Source organism: Paenibacillus tabacirhizosphaerae (genome assembly GCF_040812395.1).
Classification (GTDB): domain Bacteria; phylum Bacillota; class Bacilli; order Paenibacillales; family NBRC-103111; genus Paenibacillus_E.
Genome location: NZ_JBFNXH010000003.1, coordinates 417707 through 442780 on the forward strand (window position 1 = coordinate 417707; position 25074 = coordinate 442780).

General features: G+C 43.9%; 29 protein-coding genes and 2 pseudogenes. 5 read left to right on the top strand and 26 right to left on the bottom strand.

What is annotated here, in order from left to right:
• Nucleotides 1–43: 43 nt before the first annotated feature.
• The 3 genes and pseudogenes from ABRS97_RS07735 to ABRS97_RS07745 all read right to left on the bottom strand — a co-directional run.
• Nucleotides 44–427 (bottom strand): cupredoxin domain-containing protein, encoded by a 384-nt coding sequence (locus ABRS97_RS07735; RefSeq protein WP_367812605.1) that lies wholly within the window; start codon nt 425–427, stop codon nt 44–46.
• 174 nt (nt 428–601) lie between these two features.
• Entirely contained in the window at nt 602–1036 is a 435-nt protein-coding gene (locus tag ABRS97_RS07740; protein ID WP_367812607.1) for a flagellar protein, read from the bottom strand.
• A 124-nt stretch (nt 1037–1160) separates the two neighbouring features.
• A pseudogene (locus tag ABRS97_RS07745) lies at nt 1161–1274 on the bottom strand (purine-nucleoside phosphorylase); the annotation flags it as partial.
• A gap of 1339 nt (nt 1275–2613) precedes the next feature.
• Here ABRS97_RS07745 and ABRS97_RS07750 point away from each other — a divergent pair.
• Nucleotides 2614–3734 (top strand): IS3 family transposase gene (locus ABRS97_RS07750; RefSeq protein WP_483312424.1). Its coding sequence is split into 2 segments (ribosomal slippage): nt 2614–2869 and nt 2869–3734, totalling 1122 coding nucleotides; the frame shifts between segments, so codons are not numbered across the junction.
• Between the two features lie 77 nt (nt 3735–3811).
• Here ABRS97_RS07750 and ABRS97_RS07755 read toward each other — a convergent pair.
• The 10 genes and pseudogenes from ABRS97_RS07755 to ABRS97_RS07800 form a co-directional block, all read right to left on the bottom strand.
• Nucleotides 3812–3934, bottom strand: a pseudogene (locus ABRS97_RS07755) (HIT domain-containing protein); the annotation flags it as partial.
• 18 nt (nt 3935–3952) lie between these two features.
• Entirely contained in the window at nt 3953–4402 is a 450-nt protein-coding gene (locus ABRS97_RS07760) for a WapI family immunity protein (RefSeq protein WP_367812609.1), read from the bottom strand.
• A complete protein-coding gene (locus ABRS97_RS07765) occupies nt 4383–4886 on the bottom strand; it encodes a hypothetical protein (RefSeq protein WP_367812610.1) in 504 nt (167 codons plus the stop codon). The genes ABRS97_RS07760 and ABRS97_RS07765 overlap by 20 nt, the downstream gene beginning before the upstream one ends.
• Before the next feature lie 125 nt (nt 4887–5011).
• The gene (locus ABRS97_RS07770; protein ID WP_367812612.1) at nt 5012–5191 is read right to left on the bottom strand and encodes an aspartyl-phosphate phosphatase Spo0E family protein; all 180 of its coding nucleotides are present in this window, start codon (nt 5189–5191) and stop codon (nt 5012–5014) included.
• 292 nt (nt 5192–5483) lie between these two features.
• On the bottom strand, nt 5484–5663 hold the full coding sequence (locus ABRS97_RS07775; protein WP_367812613.1) for a helix-turn-helix domain-containing protein: 180 nt from the start codon (nt 5661–5663) through the stop codon (nt 5484–5486).
• Nucleotides 5664–5743: 80 nt separating this feature from the next.
• The gene (locus ABRS97_RS07780; RefSeq protein WP_367812615.1) at nt 5744–6175 is read right to left on the bottom strand and encodes a transglutaminase domain-containing protein; all 432 of its coding nucleotides are present in this window, start codon (nt 6173–6175) and stop codon (nt 5744–5746) included.
• Between the two features lie 28 nt (nt 6176–6203).
• Nucleotides 6204–7154, bottom strand: coding sequence for an HNH endonuclease (locus tag ABRS97_RS07785; RefSeq protein WP_367812617.1), 951 nt, complete (start codon nt 7152–7154; stop codon nt 6204–6206).
• A gap of 267 nt (nt 7155–7421) precedes the next feature.
• Nucleotides 7422–8633, bottom strand: a complete 1212-nt coding sequence (locus tag ABRS97_RS07790) for a helix-turn-helix domain-containing protein (RefSeq protein WP_367812618.1) — start codon at nt 8631–8633, stop codon at nt 7422–7424.
• 41 nt (nt 8634–8674) lie between these two features.
• Nucleotides 8675–9421: a DUF5986 family protein gene (locus ABRS97_RS07795; protein WP_367812619.1), complete on the bottom strand. Its 747-nt coding sequence runs from the start codon at nt 9419–9421 to the stop codon at nt 8675–8677.
• Between the two features lie 249 nt (nt 9422–9670).
• Nucleotides 9671–10288 (bottom strand): recombinase family protein, encoded by a 618-nt coding sequence (locus tag ABRS97_RS07800; protein WP_367812621.1) that lies wholly within the window; start codon nt 10286–10288, stop codon nt 9671–9673.
• A 366-nt stretch (nt 10289–10654) separates the two neighbouring features.
• Here ABRS97_RS07800 and ABRS97_RS07805 point away from each other — a divergent pair, with 366 nt between their 5' ends.
• Nucleotides 10655–10843 carry a DUF1643 domain-containing protein gene (locus ABRS97_RS07805; RefSeq protein WP_367812623.1) on the top strand — a complete coding sequence of 63 codons (189 nt, stop codon included), beginning with the start codon at nt 10655–10657 and terminating at the stop codon, nt 10841–10843.
• An 83-nt stretch (nt 10844–10926) separates the two neighbouring features.
• Nucleotides 10927–11199 (top strand): DUF1643 domain-containing protein, encoded by a 273-nt coding sequence (locus ABRS97_RS07810; RefSeq protein ID WP_367812880.1) that lies wholly within the window; start codon nt 10927–10929, stop codon nt 11197–11199.
• 272 nt (nt 11200–11471) lie between these two features.
• On the opposite strand, the gene ABRS97_RS07815 is transcribed toward ABRS97_RS07810, so the two are convergent.
• The 10 genes from ABRS97_RS07815 to ABRS97_RS07860 form a co-directional block, all read right to left on the bottom strand.
• Nucleotides 11472–12323, bottom strand: coding sequence for a purine-nucleoside phosphorylase (locus ABRS97_RS07815; RefSeq protein ID WP_367812625.1), 852 nt, complete (start codon nt 12321–12323; stop codon nt 11472–11474).
• Nucleotides 12324–12370: 47 nt separating this feature from the next.
• Complete coding sequence (locus ABRS97_RS07820) at nt 12371–13198, bottom strand: purine-nucleoside phosphorylase (RefSeq protein WP_367812627.1); 828 nt, start codon at nt 13196–13198, stop codon at nt 12371–12373.
• A gap of 35 nt (nt 13199–13233) precedes the next feature.
• A complete protein-coding gene (gene deoB / locus ABRS97_RS07825; protein ID WP_367812629.1) occupies nt 13234–14409 on the bottom strand; it encodes a phosphopentomutase in 1176 nt (391 codons plus the stop codon).
• 114 nt (nt 14410–14523) lie between these two features.
• Entirely contained in the window at nt 14524–15420 is an 897-nt protein-coding gene (gene xerD, locus ABRS97_RS07830) for a site-specific tyrosine recombinase XerD (RefSeq protein ID WP_367812881.1), read from the bottom strand.
• Between the two features lie 87 nt (nt 15421–15507).
• Nucleotides 15508–15747, bottom strand: a complete 240-nt coding sequence (locus ABRS97_RS07835; protein ID WP_367812631.1) for a DUF4227 family protein — start codon at nt 15745–15747, stop codon at nt 15508–15510.
• A 58-nt stretch (nt 15748–15805) separates the two neighbouring features.
• Nucleotides 15806–16936: an alanine dehydrogenase gene (ald, locus tag ABRS97_RS07840; RefSeq protein WP_367812633.1), complete on the bottom strand. Its 1131-nt coding sequence runs from the start codon at nt 16934–16936 to the stop codon at nt 15806–15808.
• Nucleotides 16937–17096: 160 nt separating this feature from the next.
• Nucleotides 17097–17582 (bottom strand): ferric iron uptake transcriptional regulator, encoded by a 486-nt coding sequence (fur, locus tag ABRS97_RS07845; protein WP_367812635.1) that lies wholly within the window; start codon nt 17580–17582, stop codon nt 17097–17099.
• A gap of 103 nt (nt 17583–17685) precedes the next feature.
• Entirely contained in the window at nt 17686–18327 is a 642-nt protein-coding gene (gene spoIIM / locus ABRS97_RS07850; protein WP_367812637.1) for a stage II sporulation protein M, read from the bottom strand.
• A gap of 71 nt (nt 18328–18398) precedes the next feature.
• Complete coding sequence (locus tag ABRS97_RS07855) at nt 18399–19577, bottom strand: endonuclease Q family protein (protein ID WP_367812639.1); 1179 nt, start codon at nt 19575–19577, stop codon at nt 18399–18401.
• Between the two features lies 1 nt (nt 19578).
• Nucleotides 19579–20133: an NUDIX domain-containing protein gene (locus ABRS97_RS07860; protein WP_367812641.1), complete on the bottom strand. Its 555-nt coding sequence runs from the start codon at nt 20131–20133 to the stop codon at nt 19579–19581.
• 142 nt (nt 20134–20275) lie between these two features.
• Between ABRS97_RS07860 and mciZ the strand changes: the two genes are divergently transcribed.
• On the top strand, nt 20276–20470 hold the full coding sequence (mciZ, locus tag ABRS97_RS07865) for a Z-ring formation inhibitor MciZ (protein ID WP_367812643.1): 195 nt from the start codon (nt 20276–20278) through the stop codon (nt 20468–20470).
• 878 nt (nt 20471–21348) lie between these two features.
• Here the strand turns inward: mciZ and ABRS97_RS07870 are convergent.
• The gene (locus ABRS97_RS07870) at nt 21349–22479 is read right to left on the bottom strand and encodes a M20/M25/M40 family metallo-hydrolase (protein WP_367812645.1); all 1131 of its coding nucleotides are present in this window, start codon (nt 22477–22479) and stop codon (nt 21349–21351) included.
• A gap of 91 nt (nt 22480–22570) precedes the next feature.
• On the opposite strand from ABRS97_RS07870, the gene prli42 reads away from it, so the two are divergent.
• Nucleotides 22571–22684 (top strand): stressosome-associated protein Prli42, encoded by a 114-nt coding sequence (gene prli42 / locus ABRS97_RS07875; protein WP_367812882.1) that lies wholly within the window; start codon nt 22571–22573, stop codon nt 22682–22684.
• A gap of 2 nt (nt 22685–22686) precedes the next feature.
• Here prli42 and ABRS97_RS07880 read toward each other — a convergent pair whose 3' ends face one another.
• Both ABRS97_RS07880 and ABRS97_RS07885 read right to left on the bottom strand, forming a co-directional pair.
• Complete coding sequence (locus ABRS97_RS07880; RefSeq protein ID WP_367812647.1) at nt 22687–24060, bottom strand: dihydrolipoamide acetyltransferase family protein; 1374 nt, start codon at nt 24058–24060, stop codon at nt 22687–22689.
• 30 nt (nt 24061–24090) lie between these two features.
• Nucleotides 24091–25071 (bottom strand): alpha-ketoacid dehydrogenase subunit beta, encoded by a 981-nt coding sequence (locus tag ABRS97_RS07885; protein WP_367812649.1) that lies wholly within the window; start codon nt 25069–25071, stop codon nt 24091–24093.
• Nucleotides 25072–25074: the final 3 nt, after the last annotated feature.

Here is a 25074-nt window from a genome sequence, read left to right on the forward strand (position 1 = left end):
ATCGAAAAAAGGGAGCCACATGAGCCCCCTTCTGAAATATCTCTTATTGTACGACTAATTTCGACTTCATTTTCGCATGACCTTCACCGCATGGAAGAACGCACTCAATTTCATAAGTTCCCGGTTTATCAAACGTGATTTGCTTGGAAGGATTTTCCTTGTCCAATTTGATATCCAGACCTTTGATTTCAACTGCATGAACGCCCTCTTTTAAAGACAAGGAAACCTTTGTAGGTTCACCAGCTTTAATCGTGTAATCAGCGGAGTCGAACTGCCAGTTAGAAGCTGTAATTTTAAGTTGTTGACCTTTGCTTGCTGCTGCATCAGCAGCTTTTGCATCTTGGCGTGCGGAAATATCTTGAAAGAGGACTCCCAGTCCCAATGCGCCCGCAAGTATAAATAACACAAAGAAAATCCACTTTTGCATGCATATCCCCCTCTTAGTGTGGTTCACTTCATCTATTCTACCTAACAAGTTCAAACAATCCCATATATGATTGATGGCAAACTGTTGAATATTTCGTGACGAAAGTGTGAACGAGGTATCTGCAAACCTTCACTTGCCGAGACCCAATTTTACTATTGCCCATTCAGCCGTTAATTACACGCCTCTTAACCTCTCGCGTATTTGGAAACCGCCAACAAGTCCTCGTTGTTTCTCCCTTAAGTAAGTAACGGGCTGCTCTTTGAATGACAGCTTACGTATATCGTTATTCAATCTGCTCGTGCAATCGACACATAACTTATGCTCTCTAATAGGCTTCGCGCAAGCAGCGCAGTAATAATGCAAATTGGGATAGTCCGAAAGCAGCAATTTTCCCTCTTTCATCCAGATGACTAATTGCTCCGTCGTTACGCCAATTGCCGCGCTAACTTGTTCACTGGTAGAACGATGGTTTTTACGCAAGTACTCAAGACAGTTATAAAGCATCGAATCCAGACTTCGGCTGCAATCCGTGCACTGATTTCTTAAATTCCTCTGATAAACCTTCCCGCAACGCGGGCAGTTAGCTACTAATAGTTGAGGACTTGTCATGCTCCATCACGTCCTTGTTTTGGAGGTTTGTAGTTCTAATTAACTACATTGTAGCATGACTCCGCCTTTTAGCATAGGTCTTCAGGATCTTATTTTAAAAGGAGATAGGCTGTTCAGCGCAGCCTCAGCCCAGCTTTACTTCACGCACAAATGCTTTGACCAACGCAATGAATTTCGGCTTCGTCTTGTTCGCAACCGCAACAACCTGCTCATGTGTAAGCGGCTCCAGCTCCTCGCCGTCCTAGCTCGTTAAATCCCTTATGTATCAAGGATTTCCCTCGGGTTTCACTCTCAACAACTACCTTACATCGTATTCTCCAGCAATTATAATAAAGTAGTTGTGGTGATTTGTAAAGGGCTTTGTACATTACCGTATAAGACTCATTATTTTGTATTATTCGTTGCCTAGAAGGAAAGTATTCGCCGTCCCAATCCAGCATCCAGATCCGACCCCTACACTAACTCACCACCATTGATTTGTACCCCAATCCTTAAAAAACTATTCTTAATAGCAATAGGGTGATAAATCAAAAGTCTATTTTTAAGAGTAAAAATAATCATCCAGGCAGTAGTGCAAACACCTTTCGACGTAAGTTCTTTTCCATAAAGATAATATTGATTCACCCTTGCCAAAAATTATATGATTGTACTGAACAAGTGCATGGTGTCTAGGGTGGTGTCCACTGGAGGACATATAGATGAACCAAATAGCACATTTTCTCTTTCTGTTACTTGATTTATTCCTGAACTATAATCCAAAAATTCTGAAGTTGCTTATTTCTTACTTTTGGGAAAGGCTAAAGCTCTAATCGCTGAGTTTCATCCCTAAGCTTTACATTCAACGAAAAAGGATTTTGACGACACCATACTCAAAAACAAAAATTGACTACACCATCCTACCTGATACCTATAAAAGGATTAGGTAGGGTGAACAATAAAAATATAATACGAAAAAAGAAAACCAAGAGCGTAATTGCTGTTGGTTTTCTTTTTTTGTAAAACTTATCAATAATTACATATCATTACATTCGTTGTTCTTGTTCGACACACATATTCAACCAAAAAGTAACGTTATTACGTAGATTCTTAGCATTCAAATTCCACATTTCACCAAAAATATAAGTCTAAAAATAAAAAAGATACAGCATTGCAGACTACTCCCAAGTAATTCATCCATTTCATTTCAACCGACGAAATTCATCTATATATTTAGAGAAGCTTTTCACCGCTACATCAATCCTCATATACATTAACGAACATACAACAACCACATAAATCCAATCTAGACTAGCAGATTTTGAATATGAGCCACTTTAAATAGTAGAAAGTAAATTCCTACTCCAATCAACCAAGAACGCTCAGGAGCGATTTTGCGAAGGCATATGAAAACGTAATTGTATCAATTAAACGAAAAGAGAGCAGCCTTAGCCTCTCCCTTGATTCCATTAATACAATAAACTTACCATTTCACTCAACTTATCCCTATCCCATTGAGTTGTATCTGATGGTACTCTTTTAATTGGACACATAGAAGCGAGAATGCGAAAATAAAAGCATCCATAGTGAGGTGTCTAACAATGACGAAAAAATACAACAAGGAATTCAAAATTAACACCGTTCGTTTAGTACAAGAAGAGGGGAAGACGGTGGCGCAGGTAGCTCGTGAGATGGGGCTCCACGAGAATACTCTGTACAGATGGATTACAGAAGTGAAGCAAGATGGAAACCAAGCTTTCCCTGGTAGTGGACAGTTAAAGCCCGAAGATAAGGCTATGCGCGAACTCCAAAAGCGCATTCGTGATCTGGAAGAGGAGAACGACATTTTAAAAAAGGCAATGCACTACTTTGCCAAAGACCGGCGCTAATCTACAAGTTCATCCACAGATACCGCTTAAAGCTCCGAGTCGCAAAGATGTGCGAAGTGTTCAAGGTTTCACGAAGCGGTTATTATGAATGGACGAAGCGTCCGGAAAGCTCTGGCAAGCAGCGGCGAAAAGAATGGGAGAAGTTGATCCGCCGCACTTTTCTCGACTCCAGGCAGCTCTATGGGAGTCCAAAAGTGCGGAAGGCTCTAACCCAGCAAGGTGTTCAAATCTCACTTGGTACGGTCGCACGTATTATGAAGGAGCTCGGCCTGAAGTCACGCACAGTGAGGAAATATAAAGCCACAACAAACTCTAAACACAACCTACCCGTGGCCGACAATGTTCTGAATCAACAGTTTGCCACAGAAAAACCTAATCAAGTCTGGGCTTCGGACATCACTTACATTCCAACGGATGAGGGATGGCTTTATTTGGCGAGCGTTGAAGATCTATGTTCGCGCAAGATCGTGGGCTTTCACATGGATGAAAGAATGACGAAAGGATTAGTCATGGAGGCGCTGGATCATGCCTATAGGATCCAGCGCCCATCAGAAGGCCTCATTCACCACTCCGATCGCGGCAGCCAGTATGCCTCGGCGGATTATCAGGGTCATCTCAGAAAATACAAGATGAAGGGCAGCATGAGCCGAAAAGGAAACTGCTACGACAATGCTTGTATCGAGTCCTTTCACAGTATCCTGAAGAAAGAACTGATCTATCTCCACAAATTTAAGACTCGGCAAGAAGCAAAGGAGAAAATCTTCGAGTACATAACATGCTTCTATAATGGGAAAATAATCCATTCTTCCATAGGGTATATGACAACCCAATGAGTACGAACGTACGCTCCGATCGATTGCGTAATTCTCTCGATTCTATGTGTCCAGTCTATTGACAGAGGTCCAAACATATTATCAGCTTCATCTAAAGTTATAAGCGAAGAAATATGTCTTTTCGGAATAACTGCTATATGTAATGGATAGAAGGGGCGAGTATGGTGATAGGCAAGCACACTTTTCGTTTCACGAACCATATTTACATTATAGCTTTTCTACACCTTCTTGCCCTTCATATCCCCATACTTTTCAACTAGGCATTCAATCTCTTTCAACGTGGCAGCTATATAACTTTGGTCACTATGGAACTCAAATCGCAATTCGTTATCAACATGAGATTGTTCTTTATAACTTCCTCTAATAATGACTTGACCACGATTACTAAAGGCTACTTCAATAGTCAAATTCATTTCATGGTTACAGAATGTTGCTGTACCTTGTAGGTTTTTATAGCAATCCCCTAATTGGCTATAAAATGAGTAGACTTCACCTGTCGTAAACCATAGTTCACCTGCTAATTTATAGTTCCCACTTTTTAACTCCACTGTGCCTATAGTATCGTACCCACCAAAATGAGAAGTAGAACTTGGATAACCCCAGACTTCTTCAATGGAAATTACGATATAACCATGCTCACCTGTTAATTTAAATTGTTCCATATCCATTCCTTTTCTCCAAAAACATCTGTTTGTTCTTGAAATGAACCAAAATAGTAGCTCCAGAAGCAAACAAAACCTCAAATGACAACGTATCATCATCTACAATCAGTATCTCATTATAGCCCCAGTCATCAAACCCTCTGCGCTGTTCAAAGTCACTCTCACCACACCCAAATTTCAATTCAAGTTTCTTGATTTTCTTGAACGTGATTTTCCATTCCTCTATGTCATTGATCACTGTTACCGTAACCTCAATTGGGTTCAACACGCCATAAGCAGAATGCTTCACATCAACACTCTTTAGGCAATAATCGTGAAAGCTTTTTGTTTTGAAATGATCGTAAACCTTACGTGACAGCCTATTTTGAAGTTGTAGATAGAGTTCATTATATACTTGATTGTTCTCAGTCCATTGCAGATGCGCCTGTTCCTGATCTTCAAAGCTCCCTTGATTCATTAGAGTCCATAATTTATCTGTAAAGTATTTCAAACGGATATGCCCCTATTTCCTTTTTATTCCTATTATACATCAAACTCAACACAAAGAAGCTCCCCACAACGGATAGCTTTCTTTCTTCATATTGCTTTCAAGCTATATGTGTCATATTCCCAAATCTAACCAATTAGCTTCAAATTAACTTTTTTCAGTATATGCTTTTGATAGACTAAAATGTAGCGATCCAATAGTTGGCTAACTTCAACAACTTTATCATGTGTAAGACTTCCGTGAATCCATGCCTGTTCAAACATCTCATAACGTAAAGCTTCGATTTTTGCTTTTAGGGTTGATTCCATAATATCACTCTCCATTTAATGGGGAATTTTTCCGTAAAGTATCTTATAGAGAAATAATAGCATGATGTTATTAGGAAAATATTAGAAATCCATTTAGTTTAATAAATTTTATTCAGCAAGATGTTAGGTATGTTTGGTATCGTACAAATTAGGTTTATTGGCGCTGGCTGGGAGCGCACATGGGGTCTGGGAAAAAAGTGAATTTTCATTTGATCATAAGTCCCCCCCCTGTTCCCTTATAGAAACAAAGAAAAGCACCCTCCATGAGGATGCTTTTACCATTTAACCATTACTATGATATTACCTTCCGCTTCTCTAACTCACGATACAACGTTGGCTTTGAAACACCAGTGAGGTCAACGATCTCCTTCAACGAATACTCTTTGCTATCGTATAGCTTCAACGCTTGCTTAACCTTCTTTTCATCCAGCGGAGGGCTGCCACCTTTTCTTCCTCTTGCTCTAGCAGCCACAAGTCCTGCGGCTATTGGCGTTTATGTATGGAGTTGAACATTCAATGAGAGTTAGATAAAATGCAAGTTTTATTCGTGTGCTAAAGTTCTAAACGTTTAATAACGTTACCATAGATTTTTCCAAGCCGCAAAGAGTTGAAGTCACTGAATTTCTCAAAGTCGTGTATACTCCTTCTTTGCCCCTTAAATTGTTGATACCAAATCCCTTCTCTAGTAATTAAAACTCTTTCACTAATTTCATGGAACTGATCAGCCGTTAGGTCCATAATGTAATCCTCATACTCTAACCATCCATGAGACTGACGTTTGCTGTTAATGCCCCAAACGTATTCTGTCTGTATTCCAAGGGTTAGTAAATACTTTGCAAAAAGGTCACTAGTGTCCCCACAGCAACCCCTTGGAAAGTTTTCGAACCAAGTAGAACTAGAAAATTCACTTTTCTCTAACTTTTCGATTGCATTTCTAAATAAATGTCCTAATTCCTTGATCTTATCAATGTTTGCTGCTTTCATCTATTCAACAATACCCTTCCATATCCATTTAAATAGGTGCTGTTTCACTCTCATATCTGAATCGGATTGTTATTGGTTCGTCTTTCACTAAATCGTAATTCGTAAAGTCCCTCCATTCATATATTGATTCATCAAGAGGACTATTCAAGTATGCAGGAAAGGGTGCTATGACAATGTCTTTACCAATTAATGAATCGTCTTTTGGGGACAGTGGCAAATAAATCTGGTACATGTAACTGCTAAAGATAACAACATAAATCATATAGAAAACATTGTCCTTACTATGTTCTTTACGCCTAAACAATAGATTTGTAATGGATTTACTCGGAACAGGCGAAAACGCTCTTAATGCTTGTAATGTCAAATGTGGGTACGTACATTCTTTAAGATCTTCCTCCAGTATCCATTTAACGGCTTTTCGGTAATGTTGTACTTCTTCTTCGGGCATAATACTAATTGCCATCTTTACTAAACATTTATATGCAGCTGCTGGAATGAAAGGCTCTTTGAAGCCTTCAAAGTCAATGACATGACTTTCTTGATCTAGCTTATAGATCGGGTCATTTACGCTAGTTTTTACGCTAATTACCTTGTCAACGTCAATCCTTGAATTACCTTTTTTATAAGATGGAATGCCTTTTTTGCCTTTAATCTGCGACAAAGTTCTTGCAATGCCTAAGAAATTAGCAAAGTGATTTTCTATTGATCTTCCAAATTTTCCATTGCATGTATCACATTCGTAACTTGAAAATAGAAGTCTATTTCCTATAAATTCAGGAATAGCATGGGCTATTGTTTTGAAGGATACCTCAGGCGTTCCTTTGCCACAAAACCTACAAGTATTTTCATCAGTAATCTCACCTAAACAAATCCTATCCTCAACTAATTCGTATTTGGTAATCAAGTCATAATTGTTCATAAAAAACAGGATTCTATCTTTGTCCATTTTGTTTATTTCTACATATTCTTCGTCCTCCATACCGCATCCTCCAATACCATAAAATTCCATTACAAAGATTATAGCAAAGGGTAGCCAGTCCGACCAGCACTTTCCCTACATCAGGTAAAGGAAGGTTGAACTTATTCCTAATTTATTAACTACATGCTTCACTTGACTTACTGACTGTGAGCGCACTTAAGTCAAAAGCAACCAACATATAGAAACAAAAAAAGAGCATCATGATTGAAGCCCTTCAAATACCTTCTTTTTCTTCTATCTGCCTGCGGGGTATCTATATTGATTCCTCTATGCCTTCCAAGTAGTTGCCTTTTTTCCTACTAATTGCAATATAACTTCCGCTTTTTCCTCTTTTTCATTCAGCGTACCCGATTCTAAATTCAAAAGATATTCAACTACATCTTTTGTCAAACTTAGTCCATTACCTTGCAAAATTTGCTGTGGTTTCAACACATTATTTGCAAGCAGCATTTCAACTGCCTGACTTAATAGTACAGGTTGCGGAATAGGCAAAAAATCATCTAGTGGTTCTTTTACCCTCATTTTCCTAGAGTTCATTTGTCTCATTAAGTAATGATACTGGTTGTAGGAAATAACCTCCAAGTGATATGCCCTAACTACCATTGCAGCAATTGAAACTCTCCATTTCTTCTTCAGTTCAACATAAAAGTCAAGATTCGTTGGATAGTGTAAGTCTTGAGTAAAAGCATTTTTGGGAAGAAGAAATGCCCCTGCAAATTTATCTGCTTGTTGCTCTATAAGTCGATGCTCTTCTGCAAGGATTTCGTTTGAATCAACGTTCCAATTGTGCAGCAATATATGCGCCAACTCGTGAGCAGCATCAAACTGTCTCCTTGAAGCAGATTGCTTTCCATCCCCTAGGACTACTAAATACCGCTCCCTACCACCTAAGATTTGACGTTGACTAAATGCATCAATGTTATGAGTTTCTGTGGATAGTGAAGAAACTATGATACCATTCAATTCAAGGAGATAAACCATATTAGTGATCGGTTCTTCTCCTATATTCCAAACTCTCCGCAATGCTAATGTAATATCTTCAATATCATCGCTAGATAGCAAACTTGCATTCTCCAGCTTCTCGTCTGTAAGTTCAATTATTTCCTTTAAATTTGGTAAGTTTAGTAATGGGAAGTCAATGTATTGTTCAAAAAAACTAACTATTTCTGAGAGTAATTCTGTTTTTTGAACCTGTGAGATACGTTCTTTTTTGCTGGTACTTGCCAATGAGCGAAAAAACGTGTTACCTATTTGTATTTCTTCACTTCTTTCATTCTCATAGAAAAAATCCCTTGGAAACTTAAGAACTGCCATCATTCTCATGAGAGTTTCTAAACTAGGAGTGCTACGTCCAGTTTCAAACTGAGAAATCGCTTGTTTTGAAACACAAGCCTGCTCAGCAAGCTCAGAAATCGTTAATCCTGCGTATTGTCTAGCTGTCCTTAACCTATTCGGATTAAAGTTACTTGAACGTGCCATTTTTGCTTCCCTCAGTTCCTATTAAGTAGTGCGACTAAACTCTAATCATTGGATTTAACATTTGGTTTTAACTTAAGCATTTGCTTAATTTCCGTTTTCTGTTTGTCAACGTCGTCCTGCAACTGTTTAGCCTTAGAATCGGACGTAAAATCTTTCTCCACACTCTTGTAGTTAACACTATATTTTGTCCAATCCACTTCAGATAATACATCTTCTTTAAGATTAGCAGAAGGAACTATCGCCTTTATCCTAAAAATGTTGTTTTTATAAACACTGTAAGTAACGATAACTACAACTTCAACTTCTAATCCAAAAATAAATTCAGACAAGTACTTCCTTTTCAGATATTCGTTCTCAGTCGGTAATACACTTTTCTCTTGCTCTAAGTCCATTACAATTTGACCTGGAAGTTCATTAACTTTCTTAAGATCTCGATTGCTTAAAGCATACGTTTCAAGAAAGTGGGGCTGCTTATTTGGCTTGTCCCGCTTCAAAAGATTGTTATAAGTATGATCTCTTGTGAGTACATATAGGTGCTTGGTAGAATGATCATATACTCTGATATGTTCATAGTTGACAACCCTTTTTTTGGAAACTAAATAGCCAAGTTTTTTTGAAAATGAGCTGTTTATAGATGTGTGTATGGAATCTGACCTAGAGAACTGAGGTCCATTATTAGTATAGGAAGCACTTTCCGAAAGCGACTCTTTGTGTTGCTCATTCCCTAGTATCATCATTTCTACAAACTCTTTAGCCAAAATTTCAGACAGCAACTCTATTTTCCTCACACGAACACCCCACTAAGAGTACTACTTACATCTACCAATTTACACTTTAACTATAAATTAGTCAAGTAATATTTGATATTTTCGGTAATTCGCCTATAATACTACCAAATGATCTGAAATTGGAATTGTATTTTAACATAAGATCGCTGCTCTGCTGTGCATAGCCCCATCAAGAAAAAGCATGTTTTTTATTAGGTTTTATCCACCCCGGGGTTCCCCCAATATAAACAATGAAAAAAAGCATCCAACTTAAACGGACGCTCTTGCCTTCTCATATTCGCTAACCCTTCGATAAAACGTATTAGCTTTCATGCCAACCTTTTTCATAGCTTCAACAGCGGTAATGTTACCTGGTTTCCATTCATCATACACCGCAGCAAACTCCTTGTTGATCTCCAGCCTTGGTCTACCAAATCTAACATCACTTGCCTTAGCTGTAGCTATTCCTTCTGCTTGTCTGCTATTGATCTTTTCCTTTTCCCTTTCAGCCATATACGATAGTAACTCCAACACGATGTTGGTTATAACCTTTTCAAGTCCATTCTTATATTGCCGTGTATCTAAGATCGGCATATCCAAGATCACAATGTTTGCACCAATATCTTGCGTTATTTCTTGCCACTCGCGTTTGATCTCTTCGGCATTTCGTCCCAGCCTATCCAATTCCTTGATGAAAAGTATATCGCCCTTTCGTAAGACCATCTTCAAAGCTTTGTAGCGTGGACGATCAAAGTCTTTGCCGCTTTGCTTGTAAATAAATAGATCACGCTCTTGTATTTCCAATCCTTTGAGTGCTTCGACTTGCCTTGCTTCATTTTGTTCCTTTGAAGATACACGGATGTAACCAAATCTTTTGATTTCTCCCACACTATCACCTTCCGAATCATTTCCAGTATATTAGCATAGTATTTCATAACATACCAGTTCAATTTGCAATGATTCAAAAATAATGTAACCACATTATGAAATGACCTTTTCACCCGATTTTGTGAGGAAGATCGGCATTGCAAATGGTATACTTTTAGCCATAAAGTTATTGGCAATATGGAACACTCGGATTATAAGTCCTTCAATAAACTTCTTCGATCTAAATGCGAACCCAGACCCTTTGACCTATCTCAAATTAATCTAAATAGGTCATTCTTACTCACAAAGGCAATTTATAGACTCTTTGTCCTATATAGTGATAAGATTATTGGGAATATTTATGACATGATTGAAGGAGTGGACACAATGAAAAGGGAAGCCATTTTTAGCGATAAACGTAAGTACAGATATTCACTTCTTAGAGAATGGGATTCTTCTTTACCAAGAGTTCTTTATGTAATGCTAAATCCAAGCATTGCAGATGCCGAAATAGATGATCAATCAATCAAACGCTGCATATATTTTGCTAAAAAGTTTGGTTTTGGATCGAAGTAGTTAATCTTTACGCTCTTATCTCAACTGACCCTATTGCCATCAGAACAGAATCAGAACCTGAGGGAAAAGAAAATGACTAGCATATTCTCGAAGCCGCAAAAAGATCAAGTAAGGTCATCGTTGCGTGGGGTGAGAAAGGTTTTTATAACCATCGACATAATAAGGTAACTAGAATGCTCAATGATAATGGACATCAACTTTATTGCCTAAAACTAACAAAAGATGGACATTATCCAAGACATCCCTCACGGTTACCAAATAGTTGTGAATTAGAACTATTTACAACCGAAGAGTTTCTAAAAAAACTTTACACCTTTAGATTTGCTCAACTGCGAGCGCCAAGCCCAAGGGCTTAAGACTACAAAGAATTGCAAAGCAATTCTTTGGTTAAAACGTAAACTAATCACTCGTGTCGATAATTCCTTGGTTATAAATATTCTTTAAATTCTCCTAAGATATGAACATATCCACTTATTGTCTTTCGCGATACGTTTTGATATTCCCTGTCATCCATAAAATCTTTATTCGCAAATTTCAACAACAAAGAGACCACTTCCCTTCGGATGGTAAGATCCAATGGAAAGTAGTCGTGGTTCATGAAATCCGTTGTAGCTACAACAACCTTACGCTAGACCTTCACTTCACGCACAAATGCTTTGAGCAACGCAATGAATTTAGGCTTCGTTTTGTTCGCAACCGCAACAACCTGCTCATGTGTAAGCGGCTCCAGCTCCTCGCCAATCGCCATATCTGTAATGCATGAAATACCGAGCACCTTAAGCCCTGCGTGACGCGCTGCGATTACTTCCCCAACGGTTGACATCCCGATAGCATCCCCGCCAATACGGGCAAGCATCGACAGCTCCGCTGGCGTGCAATAGGTTGGTCCGGTAATGCCCGCATAAACACCTTCCTGCAGCTTAAGAGGCGTTCCATCTTCGCCAATAACGGATTGGGCAAGGCGATGGGCGAGTTGACGATATTCACGATTGTACGCTTCCGACATGTCCGGGAAACGAACACCAAGATCATTATGGTTAGGCCCGATCAGCGGGTTATCGCCAGTCATATTGAGATGATCGCTAATGACCATCAGGTCGCCGGCATGGAAATCACGATTCATCCCGCCCGCCGCGTTGGTCATCACGACCGTTTGTACGCCGATCGCTTTCATGACATAGACAGGGAACACCACTTTTTTCATGGAGTAACCTTCATAATAGTGAAAACGGCCCTGCATGACGATAACTTGTTTTCCTTCTAGCGTCCCCACTACAAACCGGCCTGCATGCCCCTCTACTGTAGAGACCGGAAAATGAGGCACATCGGCATACTCGATAGCGATTGGATTTTCAACCTGATTCGCCATATCTCCCAAACCAGATCCTAAAACTAAACCAACAACAGGCTTAACTTCGCCCAAACGGCCCTGAATATATCCCGCCGCTTCTTTAATTTGCTCTATGTATGTCAGTTCCATGTCGTATCTCCTTTTATTCAATACATATCAATCAAGTTCGAATCCGCTTAGAGAGCTTCAATAATGCCCAGGACGAGTTTGAGAAACTTAGGCTTAACTTTCTCTGTCGTTTCCATTACTTCCGCGTGGGATAGCGGTTGATCCAAAATACCGGAAGCCATATTGGAAATACAAGAGAATCCAAGCACTTCGATACCTGCATGGCGTGCGACAATAACTTCAGGAACGGTAGACATGCCAACTGCATCTCCGCCAAGCGTGCGGAACATACGGATTTCGGCAGGAGTTTCGTAATTAGGGCCAAGCAGTCCGACATATACGCCCTCTTGCAGCTTGAATTCTTGCGAAGCCGCCACATCGTGCGCTAGTTTGCGCAGCCGTTTACTGTATGCTTCCGACATATCCGGGAAACGAACGCCCAGCGCATTATCGTTAGGCCCAATAAGCGGGTTGCGGTATGTCAAGTTGAGATGGTCGCTAATGACCATAAGATCCCCCACTTGATAAGACTCATTAATGCCGCCCGCCGCATTGGTGACGATTAACGTTTGAACACCTAGCTCCTTCATGACACGAACAGGGAAAGACACGGTTTCCGCTCCATAGCCTTCATAGGCGTGGAAACGGCCTTTCATCACCAACACTGCTTTGCCTTTAATTGTACCTACAACTAACTCGCCCGCATGCCCTTCAACCGTTGATACAGGGAAATGCGGTATTCGGGAATAGTCAACAACGATAGGCTTCTCAATCAGATCAGCCAGCACACCAAGTCCTGAACCCAAAATAAGCCCGATTTGCGGTTTGATCCCGGTTTCTTTGCTTATATACGCTGCTGCCTCTTGAATCTTCTGAATCATGTTCGTTTCGGTCATGGTAGGTACCTCCTAGAAATTGGGTGAGCAGAATATTATTTTAAAAGACTTAAGAAGCTCTCGCCGTTACCCGTGGACGGAACGCCGAAATTTTCAGCGATTGTCGCGCCCAAATCAGCGAATGTAGCGCGGACGCCGATGGATGCAGGAGACTGCAGGCCAGGGCTGTAAAGAATTACTGGCACATACTCGCGAGTATGATCCGTACCAGCGTGTACCGGATCATTCCCATGATCCGCGGTAAGGATCAACAAATCGTTCGGTCCCAGCCCCGCTTTAAGCTGAGGCACAAAAGCATCAAATTCCTGTAGCGCTTTGCCGTAGCCTTGAGGATCTCGGCGATGTCCATAGAGCGAATCAAAATCTACCAGATTTGTAAAAGCGAGTCCCTTAAAGGATTGTCCAAGAACATCAATCGTTTTCTGGATGCCATCCAGATTGCTTTTGGTCGATGAGGCCTGTGTGATGCCTTCGCCATCGAAAATATCATTGATTTTACCGATTGCGATAACATCCAGCCCCGCTTGCTTGAGATGATCCATAACAGTAGGCGCCGGCGGCTTTACCGCATAATCATGACGGTTTGGCGTACGCTTGAAATCTCCCGCCTTACCCACATATGGTCTTGCAATCACGCGGCCAACCGCAAACTCTTCGTGCAGAGTAAGCTTTCTTGCTATCTCGCAAGCGCGGTATAGTTCTTCAAGTGGAATGATATCCTCATGCGCAGCCAGTTGAAACACGCTATCGGCTGATGTGTAGACGATCCAGGCTCCCGTTTTCATTTGTTCTTCGCCCAATTCGTCCAATATTTCCGTACCTGAGGCGGGCTTGTTGCCGATCACTTTACGACCGGTCTCCTCTTCGAATTGGCGAATCAACTTCTCCGGAAACCCTTCTGGGTATACATTAAACGGGATTGATAAGTGAAGACCCATTAATTCCCAATGTCCTGTCATTGTATCTTTGCCAACGGATACCTCCGCCATTTTGCCATAATAACCTTCAGCCAGTGCCGCCGCCGGTATCCCTTGCAAGTCGGCAATGTTACCCAACCCTAACTGCTGCAAGTTCGGCAGTGCGAAATGAGGTACGGTCTCTGCAATGTGTCCTAACGTATGAGCGCCTTTATCGCCAAACTGCTCCGCATCCGGCGATTCGCCGATGCCAACACTATCAAGAACAATTAAACAAATTCGTTCGAAACGCACATTGGGTTCCTCCAAATCAATTGCTAGTTTTAACCACCCTTAATTATCTCATTTCTGTTGCCGGAATGCAAAAAAACGGCCGCCCGCAATTGGCAGGCATGCCGCTGATCCAACTCACATGTTCGCACGCGGATGAGCGCGATTGTATACTTCTTTCATTTTTAACTTTGCTGCTTGTACGTAGATTTGCGTGGTTGAAATGTCGGAATGCCCGAGCATTTCTTGAACCGACCTGAGGTCAGCTCCATTTTCAAGCAAATGCGCAGCAAAGGAATGCCGAAGTGTATGGGGCGTAATCTCTTCCTCGATTTTCACTTCTTGCGCATAGCGTTTCAAGATTTTCCAAAAACCTTGTCTTGTCATGCGGGTCCCAAGATGCCCGATAAATAACGCCCCCTCATCGGAAGCTTGCTTTATTAACAACGACCGATATTGGTCTAAATAATGACTTAAACAGCGAATCGACATAGATCCAATCGGAATCATCCGTTCTTTATCCGCTTTTCCCACACAACGAATAAACCCAAATTGCAAATTGATATCCGTCACATCCAGGGAAATTAACTCAGAAACTCGAATCCCCGTGGCATATAGGAGTTCCAGCATCGCTCTATCCCTTGAACCGCTGACGGTCCCCGCATCCGGCGCTTCAAGCAGCTTCTCAATTTGATCAATCGAGACTACTTTGGGCAGTCTTTTCTCCAGCTTAGGTGTTTCCACATGGCGTGAAGGATCCGTGTCAATGACACGTTCGCGAAGCAAATATTGATAAAAAGCTCGGATAGATACCAGTGTGCGAGAAAGAGTTGCAGAAGCTCGTCCAAGAATTTTCAGCTTCGCTACATATGCAGCAATGTGGGGTTTCCCTGAATCTCTCCAAGCCCTCAGCCCTTGCTGCTCCAAGTAAGAGGCAAACTGCTGCAAATCCCGCTCGTAGGATTGACGCGTATTTTGCGAGAGTCCGCGCTCCTCTGACAAAAATCGGATGAAGGATTGCAGGTCATTTTTCATCATGCAAATAAGCTCCTTCGCTACATGTCCATGTTTTCATAAAAGTAGAATTCCACATTTCTGCAGGCTATTCCTCTTTTTTACGCGTTATTCTCCATACCAATAAAATAATCGCAGACGGTCGCTCATCGTACTGGCATCGCCTACAGCCGCATGTTGATGCTGTTCAAACACCTTGACGGACTTCCCTGAAGGCATTTTGTATTTATTGACAGGCTGAATCCAGCCCGTTAATACAACCATGACTTGATACAAGGCCACAGTGAGTGCCATAAAAAGAAAAATAAACCGCAGCCGCGTCATCCATTTACGATAAGAAAAGACCATAGCCAGTCCCCCTATTCATAGGATTCATTAAGGACAAGATATGATCCTGAACCCGGTTTTATGTCAGGTAGGACAATCGCGTATAGGGTCTATTTAGCGCTTCGGCGACAGCAGGATGCGTAACGCTGCCCTGGCAAGTGTTAACACCAAGCTGAAGCGGCGAATTGCCTGCAATCGCCTGGCGAAACCCTTTCCCAGCTAGCTCAAGCGCGTAAGGAAGCGTAACATTCGTTAGTGCCAATGTAGACGTTCTCGGGACGGCACCTGGCATATTTGCCACAGCATAGTGCAGAACGCCATGCTTCACATAAATTGGATCGCTATGAGACGTCACACGGTCTATCGTCTCGATAGAGCCTCCCTGATCGACCGCTACGTCTACAATCACCGCGCCAGGCTTCATCTCTTGCACCATCGCCTCTGTCACTAATCGAGGCGCACGTGCGCCAGGGATCAGAACGGCGCCAATCAGGAGATCCGCCTTCTGCTCAGCACTCGCGATATGATAAGGATTGGACATGAGTGTGCGCACCCGTCCGCCAAAAATATCATCAAGCTGCCTCATCCGGTCAGCGCTTCGCTCAATAATAACAACATTGGCGCCAAGCCCGAGCGCCATTTTTGCGGCATTCGTGCCGACGATGCCGCCCCCGAGAATGACGACATCCGCAGGGGGCACACCCGGCACACCGCCAAGCAAAATGCCGCGCCCCCCATAAAACTTTTCCAAGAAGTGGGCGCCGATTTGTACGGACATCCGGCCTGCCACCTCACTCATGGGGGTTAGCAAAGGGAGCGAGCCATTCGCAAGTTGGATCGTTTCATAGGCAATCCCTGTTACGCCCTCCTTAATTAAGTGCTCGGTTAAATCACCGGCAGCCGCCAGATGCAAATACGTAAACAATATCAAGCCATCCCGAAAGTATCCATATTCTGAAGGTAACGGCTCTTTGACCTTCATGATCATCTCGCTTTTTGCCCATACGTCGGAGGCCTCTGCAAGGAGAATAGCCCCTTCTTTCACATAATCCTCATCGGCAAAGCCGCTGCCAACTCCTGCTCCCGCTTCTATAAGCACCTGATGTCCGGCCATTCGGAGCATACCCACCCCGCCTGGCGTAAGGGCAACGCGGTTTTCATTGTTTTTGATTTCTTTCGGCACACCGACGATACATTGATATAGGCTCATGTGATAACCTTCTTCCGCGCGTTATTGTCTTAAGGTTCCCTATCTTCCAGTCTCATTATGTGAACAAGCCATTGGATCTCTTCCTTTATCTTATGATCCCAAGACAAAAATGCCTGTACACGCAACTCGCGCATACAGGCATTTTCTTTGTATAAACAGCTTACTGTGCAGCTGATGTTTTGGATTTATCCAATGAGTCCGGCTTCCCTCTATCGTTACAGCGATGGCAAATGCCTTGAAAATCAAGCCGATGATCAAGCACTTGAAAATGAAAATCACGGTCCAGTCGTTCTTCGAACTCCCCGAGCCAATCTTCCAAAATTTCATCTACGGACCCGCATTGCACGCAGATTAAGTGATGGTGATGGTGACGTGTGCTATCGTCACGCAAATCGTAACGGGCTACGCCGTCTCCAAAATTCATTTTCTCCAGAACGTGCAGCTCGCTTAACAACTCTAAAGTACGATAAACCGTTGCCAGGCCAATCTCAGGAGCTTTATCTCTCACGAGCATAAACACATCTTCAGCACTTAAATGATCTTCTTCATTTTCCAGCAGTACACGAACCGTCGCTTCCCTTTGAGGGGTTAGCTTGTACCCTTGGGATTGCAGCTGCTGCTTAATCTTCTCGATCCTTGCTTCCATACGCCTCCCCCTCAAACCGGTGGGCATCAAAGCCCAAATGTAGCCACTTTATACATTATAGAGGGAGCATACTGACAAAGTCAACAGAACATGCTATGTCTTCTTATCCATAAAGTCCTGTAAGCATGGGAGTTACCCATTTCATCATCAACTGCGAGATATACCCTTCCCATAATGCGGCACCAAGCAAACATACACCCATCGTCAACGTAATGGAGGTATAGCGCATGAAAGGCTGGTAAATCGCTCCATTTCGGCTCATGAACCGATTTTTGATGATGGAAATGGAGAATCCCATTGCCGCAACGCTGCAAAAGAGAATGGCCGGAATAACAATCAGATTTTGCGGTGCCACGGATACAAGGGCAAAAAGCATGCCCTTCCATGACATTTGGCCGACCAAGTAACCCACAGTAAAGCCGATCAGCACACCTTTCAAGAAATCCAAAACCAGAATGAGCGGCAGACCGACTATCGATAGCCCGAACAACCAAATGAGCAATATCCATTTCATATGCATGCCAAACGATTGCGTAAAGGACATCTTACTGTCAAACTCTGCACCATCGTTAATTTCATTAAAAAAGCTGCCCAAATGGCGCGTCATCTCCTGTTTCTGCTCCAGAGATAGCGCATTAACCATCACAGCGCCGAATACAACCCCAATGATAAACAGCACGGCGACGAATATAAAGAGCGGCAAATTATCCTTCATATAGTGCTTCATCGATAAGTTTCTGTTCATCCCGCGGCCCCTTCCCATGTCCCATGTATGCAAACTCTTACACAGACAAGCTTATGAGCGCAGCGTAATTTCTATGAATGGTTTTTCACTTTCCCATAACGTCCCCCTCCGCCTACCTCCAGATCGAGAAGCCCTTCGCGGGCTTGTACGATGTAAGCGGCGATATCTTCACCGACTTCGCGGGCCAGATCCTCGTATGCAGCCTTATGAAGGACGTTCATTTCCGTCCCGAAGCGAAACAGCAACTGGTTCAGTTTTTTGGGGCCTAGTCCAGGAATAAACTCCAGCGGCACTTGAAAATGATATGGCGGCCGGTACGGAGGCAAATAAGGCTCCTCTCGATCCGCTAAGGCCAGGATGCGGTCCATCACGCCGCGTACAATTTTCTTGCTTCCGCAGTACAAACAACGCTCCACTGTTGACTCGCTTTCATCAAGAATTGATTCACATGCACCGCAGTAGGTCCGATGATATTTGCCCAGTCGCGGATTCAATCCATAATTGGCGGTAACACCACGTCCTTCTTGACGGCGCAACGCTTTGACAAGCTCCGCGAAATTAGGAGCCGCGAGTTCTATGCGGTTATATTCCCTGCCAATCTTGCCAAGGGAATGCGCATCAGAATTCGTTACGAACGTAAATGGATCGAGCTCTGAGATCAAGCCAGCCATCTCCGAATCGGCGCTGAGACCTAGCTCAACAGCGAAGATGCCGTCCAGATCCAGCAGGTGATCCATCCTTGTCGAGGAACTGCCGTACACGCTTTTATGCGGGGTGAAAATATGAGCAGGAATGAGGATGCCCCCTCTCCCCAGCACCTCATCTTGAAGCACGCGGGCGGGCACATAAATGCGCTGCGAACTAAGTTCCACATTTTTCATGTGACCCTTCATCCAGTTGGTGAAGTCCTGCATAACCGCTAGGTTAGGCAAATACGCAAGTAAATGCGCAGGCCCCATGCCAGGGTCCCGCACCTCAATTTCGCTGCCTAGCAGTATTGTAGTTTCGTGATAGCGAATGCCGCCGCCTTCCTGCTCCTTCATTTCCCCTTTGTCCAAATACATCATAATTTCATCTTGAACTGTCGGTGAATGACAATCGATAATGCCGATGACTTCCATACCTTTCCTCTCGGAAGCTTCATGGGCAATATTGAAAAAAGTCAGATCATTCGCTGCGCTGATCTTCACTGCATTGCCTTTTTCGGTGCGTCCTATATGGATATGAAGATCAACATAATAAGATTTCATCTTAAATGTGTCCTGTTAGCTTATAAAGCTGCCACACATATACCGCCATAATGGTTTTCGCATCGCTAATGCGACCCTCGCGGATATACTGCTGCGCTGTTTCCAGCGTGATGGACTCGCACGCCAGAAACTCATCCTCGTCAGGTCGCGCCTCTCCGGCTATGAGCTGCTCCGCCACATATAAATGAATGATCTCATCCGCAAAACCTGGAGATGTATAGAAAGAGCTGACATGCTTCACGTGCTCGGATCGATAACCGGTTTCTTCTTCAAGCTCCCGAAGCGCAGCTTTTAGCGGCTCTTCGCCGGCATCCAGCTTACCGGCCGGAATCTCTACTTGGCTTTTCTCCAAAGGCTTCCGGTACTGCTCAACAACAATCATTTTGTCATCCAGAAGCGGGATAACGGCAACAGCACCCGGATGTTTAACGATTTCTCTAGTTGCGGTTTCACCGTTAGGAAGTGACACCGTATCGACCTGTAGGGAAATAATTTTCCCTTTGAAAATAGGCTGTGAACTTAACGTAACTTCCTCAAATTTTTTATTATTTGTCATTGTTGATATCCTCCCTAGAGTTTTCCCTTAGGAAAACTATCTTCGTAACGTTGCTGAGTTTTCCTTTTAGAAAGCATAACTTGTCCAGATTGTGCATATCGTACATTATATCAAAATTTTACAGGGAATGAGGAAATGCCCTATGAAAAGCTATGTGACTGACCATCAAATCCGACTTGTGGGTAAAGCTTGGGAAGTTAAACGTTGTTTACGCGTGATGCTCCAAAACGTAAATAAAGAAGTCACCCTGCGGGATTATGTGAATCAAATGCTCACAAAACAGCCACTGCTTGGAAACATGCAGGATCCTCAAGTAATTCCCTTTCCCTCCAAATAGGAGACCACCATAGCGGTTCAATGAGCATATAGACTATTTAAACCCATACGCTTGAGCATGGGGGAAATTGGGCATGGATTCCAACCGCTATCGCTTTTCCACCCCACACCCTTCCCTCTTCTGTTCGACTTTGTGCTGTCTTCCACTTCTCGTTTGACTAACCTGTCTTCCATCCAGTATTCATACCCATGGACACCCCTGTAAGATTCCAGGTACATCTCGCCTCAGCAAGCTTCGCATGAAACCGTGGAGGTGCTGCCGGATCGCCGATTCCCTATGCACAGCGATATTGACTGGACTACGAAGCCTCCGCAAGCTTCGCAAGAAAACCGTGAAGGTACTACCGGACCGCCGATTCCCCATGCACAGCGATATTGACGGAACTACGATGCCTTATTCCACGGTAATGACCCTTTTCTCCTCCTGAAGCGGAACTAGAGTGCGTTAAAACTGCGAAAACGTGCCTACAACCCAGCATTTCCTGCTCATAAGGTACGGTAGTTCCGCGAAACGTCCCTACAACCGAAAATACCGCCTCTTAACGCACCTACGTTCCGCTCGCCCATGCCAAAAGACGATCTAACGCAGATCGAGGAGGTATTTCAATACTCCAAACCGCTGTGGCATTTCTGAATCTTCTACGTCCATCCTGCCAAATGCTCGTAACACATGTTACATGCGGAATCTCTCCGCTCTTGTGAGCTCGTCACACACATACCTGACGACATATGCTTTCTGGCGTGTTAGATTGGGCATCCCTAACACCTAACGCTTTAGTTCCGTAAAGACTTCAATACATTCTGTTTATCAAAAAAACCGATCAGTCCTCTCTTAACCAGAGACAGGCTTATCGGTTTTTCCGTATGAAGATATCTCATTTAACCTTTGGCTGATTCTTTGACAATAGCAACCAGTAATTCAGCCGTTTTAACCAAATCGCTGATGGCGATATGTTCTTTGGTTGTGTGGATTTCATGGTAGCCTACGGCCAAATTCACCGTTGGGATGCCCATACCGTTAAAAATGTTAGCATCGCTGCCGCCGCCCGAGTGAAACGTGCGAGCGGTCAAACCAAGCGTAGACAGCGCTCTGGCTGCAAGCTGCACAACTGGAGCAGAGTCATCGTGCATATAGGATGCATATACAATATCCGCGTGGAATTCACATGAAGTTCCTGCATCAGCGGCAGCCGATTCACAGGCTTCCTTCATTGAAGTAATTTGCGTCTCCAGCTTATGCTGGACTATACTGCGGGCTTCCGCTTCCAGCTTCACTTTATCGCACACGACATTAAGCGGGCCTACGCCTGAGAAACTGCCGATGTTCGCAGTTGTTTCATTATCAATCCGGCCAAGCGACATGCGTGAAACGGCTCTGCTGGCTACTTGGATGGCGCTTATGCCATCTTCCGGATTTACCCCGGCATGAGCCGATTTGCCATGGAAAATGATTTCAATTTCCGCGCGTCCAGGTGCAGCGGTGGCGATATCGCCAATGCTGCCGTTAGAATCGAGCGCATAGCCGAATTTGGCTTCCATTAGCTTGGAATCCATGGCTCTGGCGCCTTTCAATCCGCTTTCTTCTCCTGCCGTAATAACGAATTGAATCCGTCCGTGTGGAATGTTTTGCTCTTTGAGCACTTGAATGCCTTCAATCATGGCCGCGATTCCAGCTTTATCATCGCTGCCCAGAATCGTCGTGCCGTCGCTGCGAATATAACCGTCTTCGCCGATTTGCGGCTTGATGCCTTTGCCGGGCGCTACCGTATCCATATGGGATGTGAAAAAAATCGTAGGAATCGCCGCATTGGCATCCGTCGCTTCCAATGTACAGATGAGATTGCCGGAACCGTGACCGCTTTTGGCCATGGAATCGTCTTCCACGACTTGAAGGCCAAGTTTGCTGAACTTCTCTTTCAGCACAACGCAGATTTCTTGCTCGAACCTCGTCTCGCTATCGACTTGGACGAGGGCAATGAATTCTTCGACTAACCGGTTTTGCTGGATCATGTACTTTCCTCCGATACACACAATGAGTTACAATGAAAACAACGTCCATTGACGTACGTTCGAATGAGACAAGCTTTTGACGATAAAAGGAGTGATTACCTTGTTACAGAACAAACGCTGGTTTAAAGTAGTTATTTACGTCATGCTTATAATCATGGTTTTATCAAGCCTATTGTTTACTGCAGGCTTATTCTTTAATTCATAAGCTTAGTATATTTTCGTATCTGAATTATAGCCTTCCAGGTTCTCTTTCACTCGCTGCAGGAATCTTCCGCAAATGACGCCGTCCAGAATACGGTGATCCAGCGACAAACACAAGTTAACCATAGAGCGCACCGCGATCATATCTTGTATAACAACAGGCTTCTTCACAATCGATTCGAAGGTCACAATAGCTGCTTGCGGGTAGTTAATGATCGGATACGAAAGAATCGAACCGAAGGAGCCTGTATTATTTACCGTAAAAGTTCCGCCCACCATATCGTTTAGCGACAATTTCCCCGCACGCGTTTTCTTCGTTAGTTCATCGATTTCTCTGGCTAATCCTGCGATATTTTTTTGATCGGCTTTCTTGATAACCGGCGTCAATACGGAATCTTCCGTTCCGACGGACAACGAAATATTAATATCGCGTTTGACGATAATTTTGTCTACAGCCCACACAGAGTTAATGATTGGATAATCTTTGATGGCGTTGACAACTGCTTTGAGCATAAAGGCTAGATACGTCAGATTAATGCCTTCCCGGCGCATAAATTCGTCCTTCACCTTATTGCGAAGCACAACGAGATTCGTCACATCGACCTCGATCATCGTCCATGCGTGCGGAATTTCGGTCACGCTTTGGCGCATCCGCGTAGCGATCGCATTGCGGATCGGCGTTACATCAATGAAATGCTCATTGCGGGAATCAAGCGAGTGTCCCTCAGCTTCGATAAGCGGTGTCGGCGGATTCGCCGATAAGTGAATGCCGGAGCTGCGTACAGGCTGCTTGGAAGGCTGGATGTTATCGGCAGCGTTGGCATTTGCTTGCGCTTGCGTTGGTACTGCAGCTGGCTGGCTTGGTTGCGAGGCAGCCACAGGTCTAGCAGTTGCTCCTCCCGATGCGATAAACTGCTCTACATCCTTGCGAGTAATACGTCCACCCAATCCTGTGCCTGGCACGCGTGACAAATCTACATGATTATCCTGTGCCATCCGATGAACAGCAGGCGAGAAGCGACCCCTCATGCTTTGGTCCCCATCTTCGGACAAAGCAGCGCCTGCATGAGCGGCGCCACCATGGACAGAAGATCCCGTTCCTGCATCTCCTGCAGAAGCTTCGCCCGGAACTTCAATGAGACAAATCGCTTCGCCAACGGCAGCCGTTTCGCCATCGCCGACTAATATTTTGACAAGCTTGCCTTCAATCGGCGAAGGCATCTCCGTGTTTACTTTTTCCGTGAAAAGTTCACAAAGCACGTCATATTGCTCAATATAATCGCCAGGCTGTTTAAGCCATTTGCCGACAGTAGCCGAAACGAGACTTTCCGCCAAATGCGGAATCGTCACCTCGGTAAGCCGGCTGTTGGTTTCATTCATATCTAGGTACCTCCCAAAAGAATCCAGTGATTAGAACATCGCGAGCTTGCGCATCGCTTCCTTCATCTTATCCGTGTTGAGCAGGAAAAATTTTTCCATTGGCGGATTGCTCCCCACAGCCGGAACGTCCGGGCCGCATAATCTTGCAATAGGAGCATCCAACTCGAAGAGCATCTCTTCCGCAATAATGGCGGACACCTCAGCGCCAACGCCGCCTGTTTTATTGTCCTCATGAGCAATGAGTACCTTGCCCGTCTTCGCTGCCGCTTCCAAAATCGCCTCTTTATCAAGCGGCTGCAACGTACGCAAGTCAAGCACGTGTGCGGAAATGCCTTCCTTCGCCAGCTCTTCCGCTGCGAGAAGGGCATATTGAACGACAATACCGTAAGCGATGACCGTAATGTCCGTGCCTTGGCGTTTCACGTCAGCTTTACCGATCGGCACGATATAATCGTCCTCCGGCACATCCGCGGTCAACGACAAATAGGCTTTCTTGTGCTCAAAGAACAGCACCGGATCCGCATCGCGAATCGCCGCTTTCAACAGCCCTTTGGCGTCGTAAGGATTCGATGGCGCAACGATTTTAAGGCCCGGCGTACCGAAAAAGACAGATTCCGGACACTGCGAATGATATAAGGCGCCTGCGCCGGTCGCGCCATAAGGCGCCCGGATAACAATCGGGCAACTCCAGTCATTATTAGAACGATAGCGTATTCTCGCCGCTTCACTAAGAATTTGATTCGTTGCCGGGAAAATGAAATCGGCAAACTGAATCTCCGCGATCGGTTTCATGCCATACATCGCCGCGCCGATGGCCACACCGACGATCGCAGACTCCGCAAGCGGGGTATCGAGGACACGGTCTTCGCCAAACAGATCGCGCAGCCCTTTGGTTGTGTTGAGCACGCCACCCTTGCCCACATCTTCGCCAAGGACGAAGACATTATCGTCATGGTGCATTTCCTCTTGCATCGCAGAACGAATTGCTTCCAAATAAGTAATCATTGCCATAAA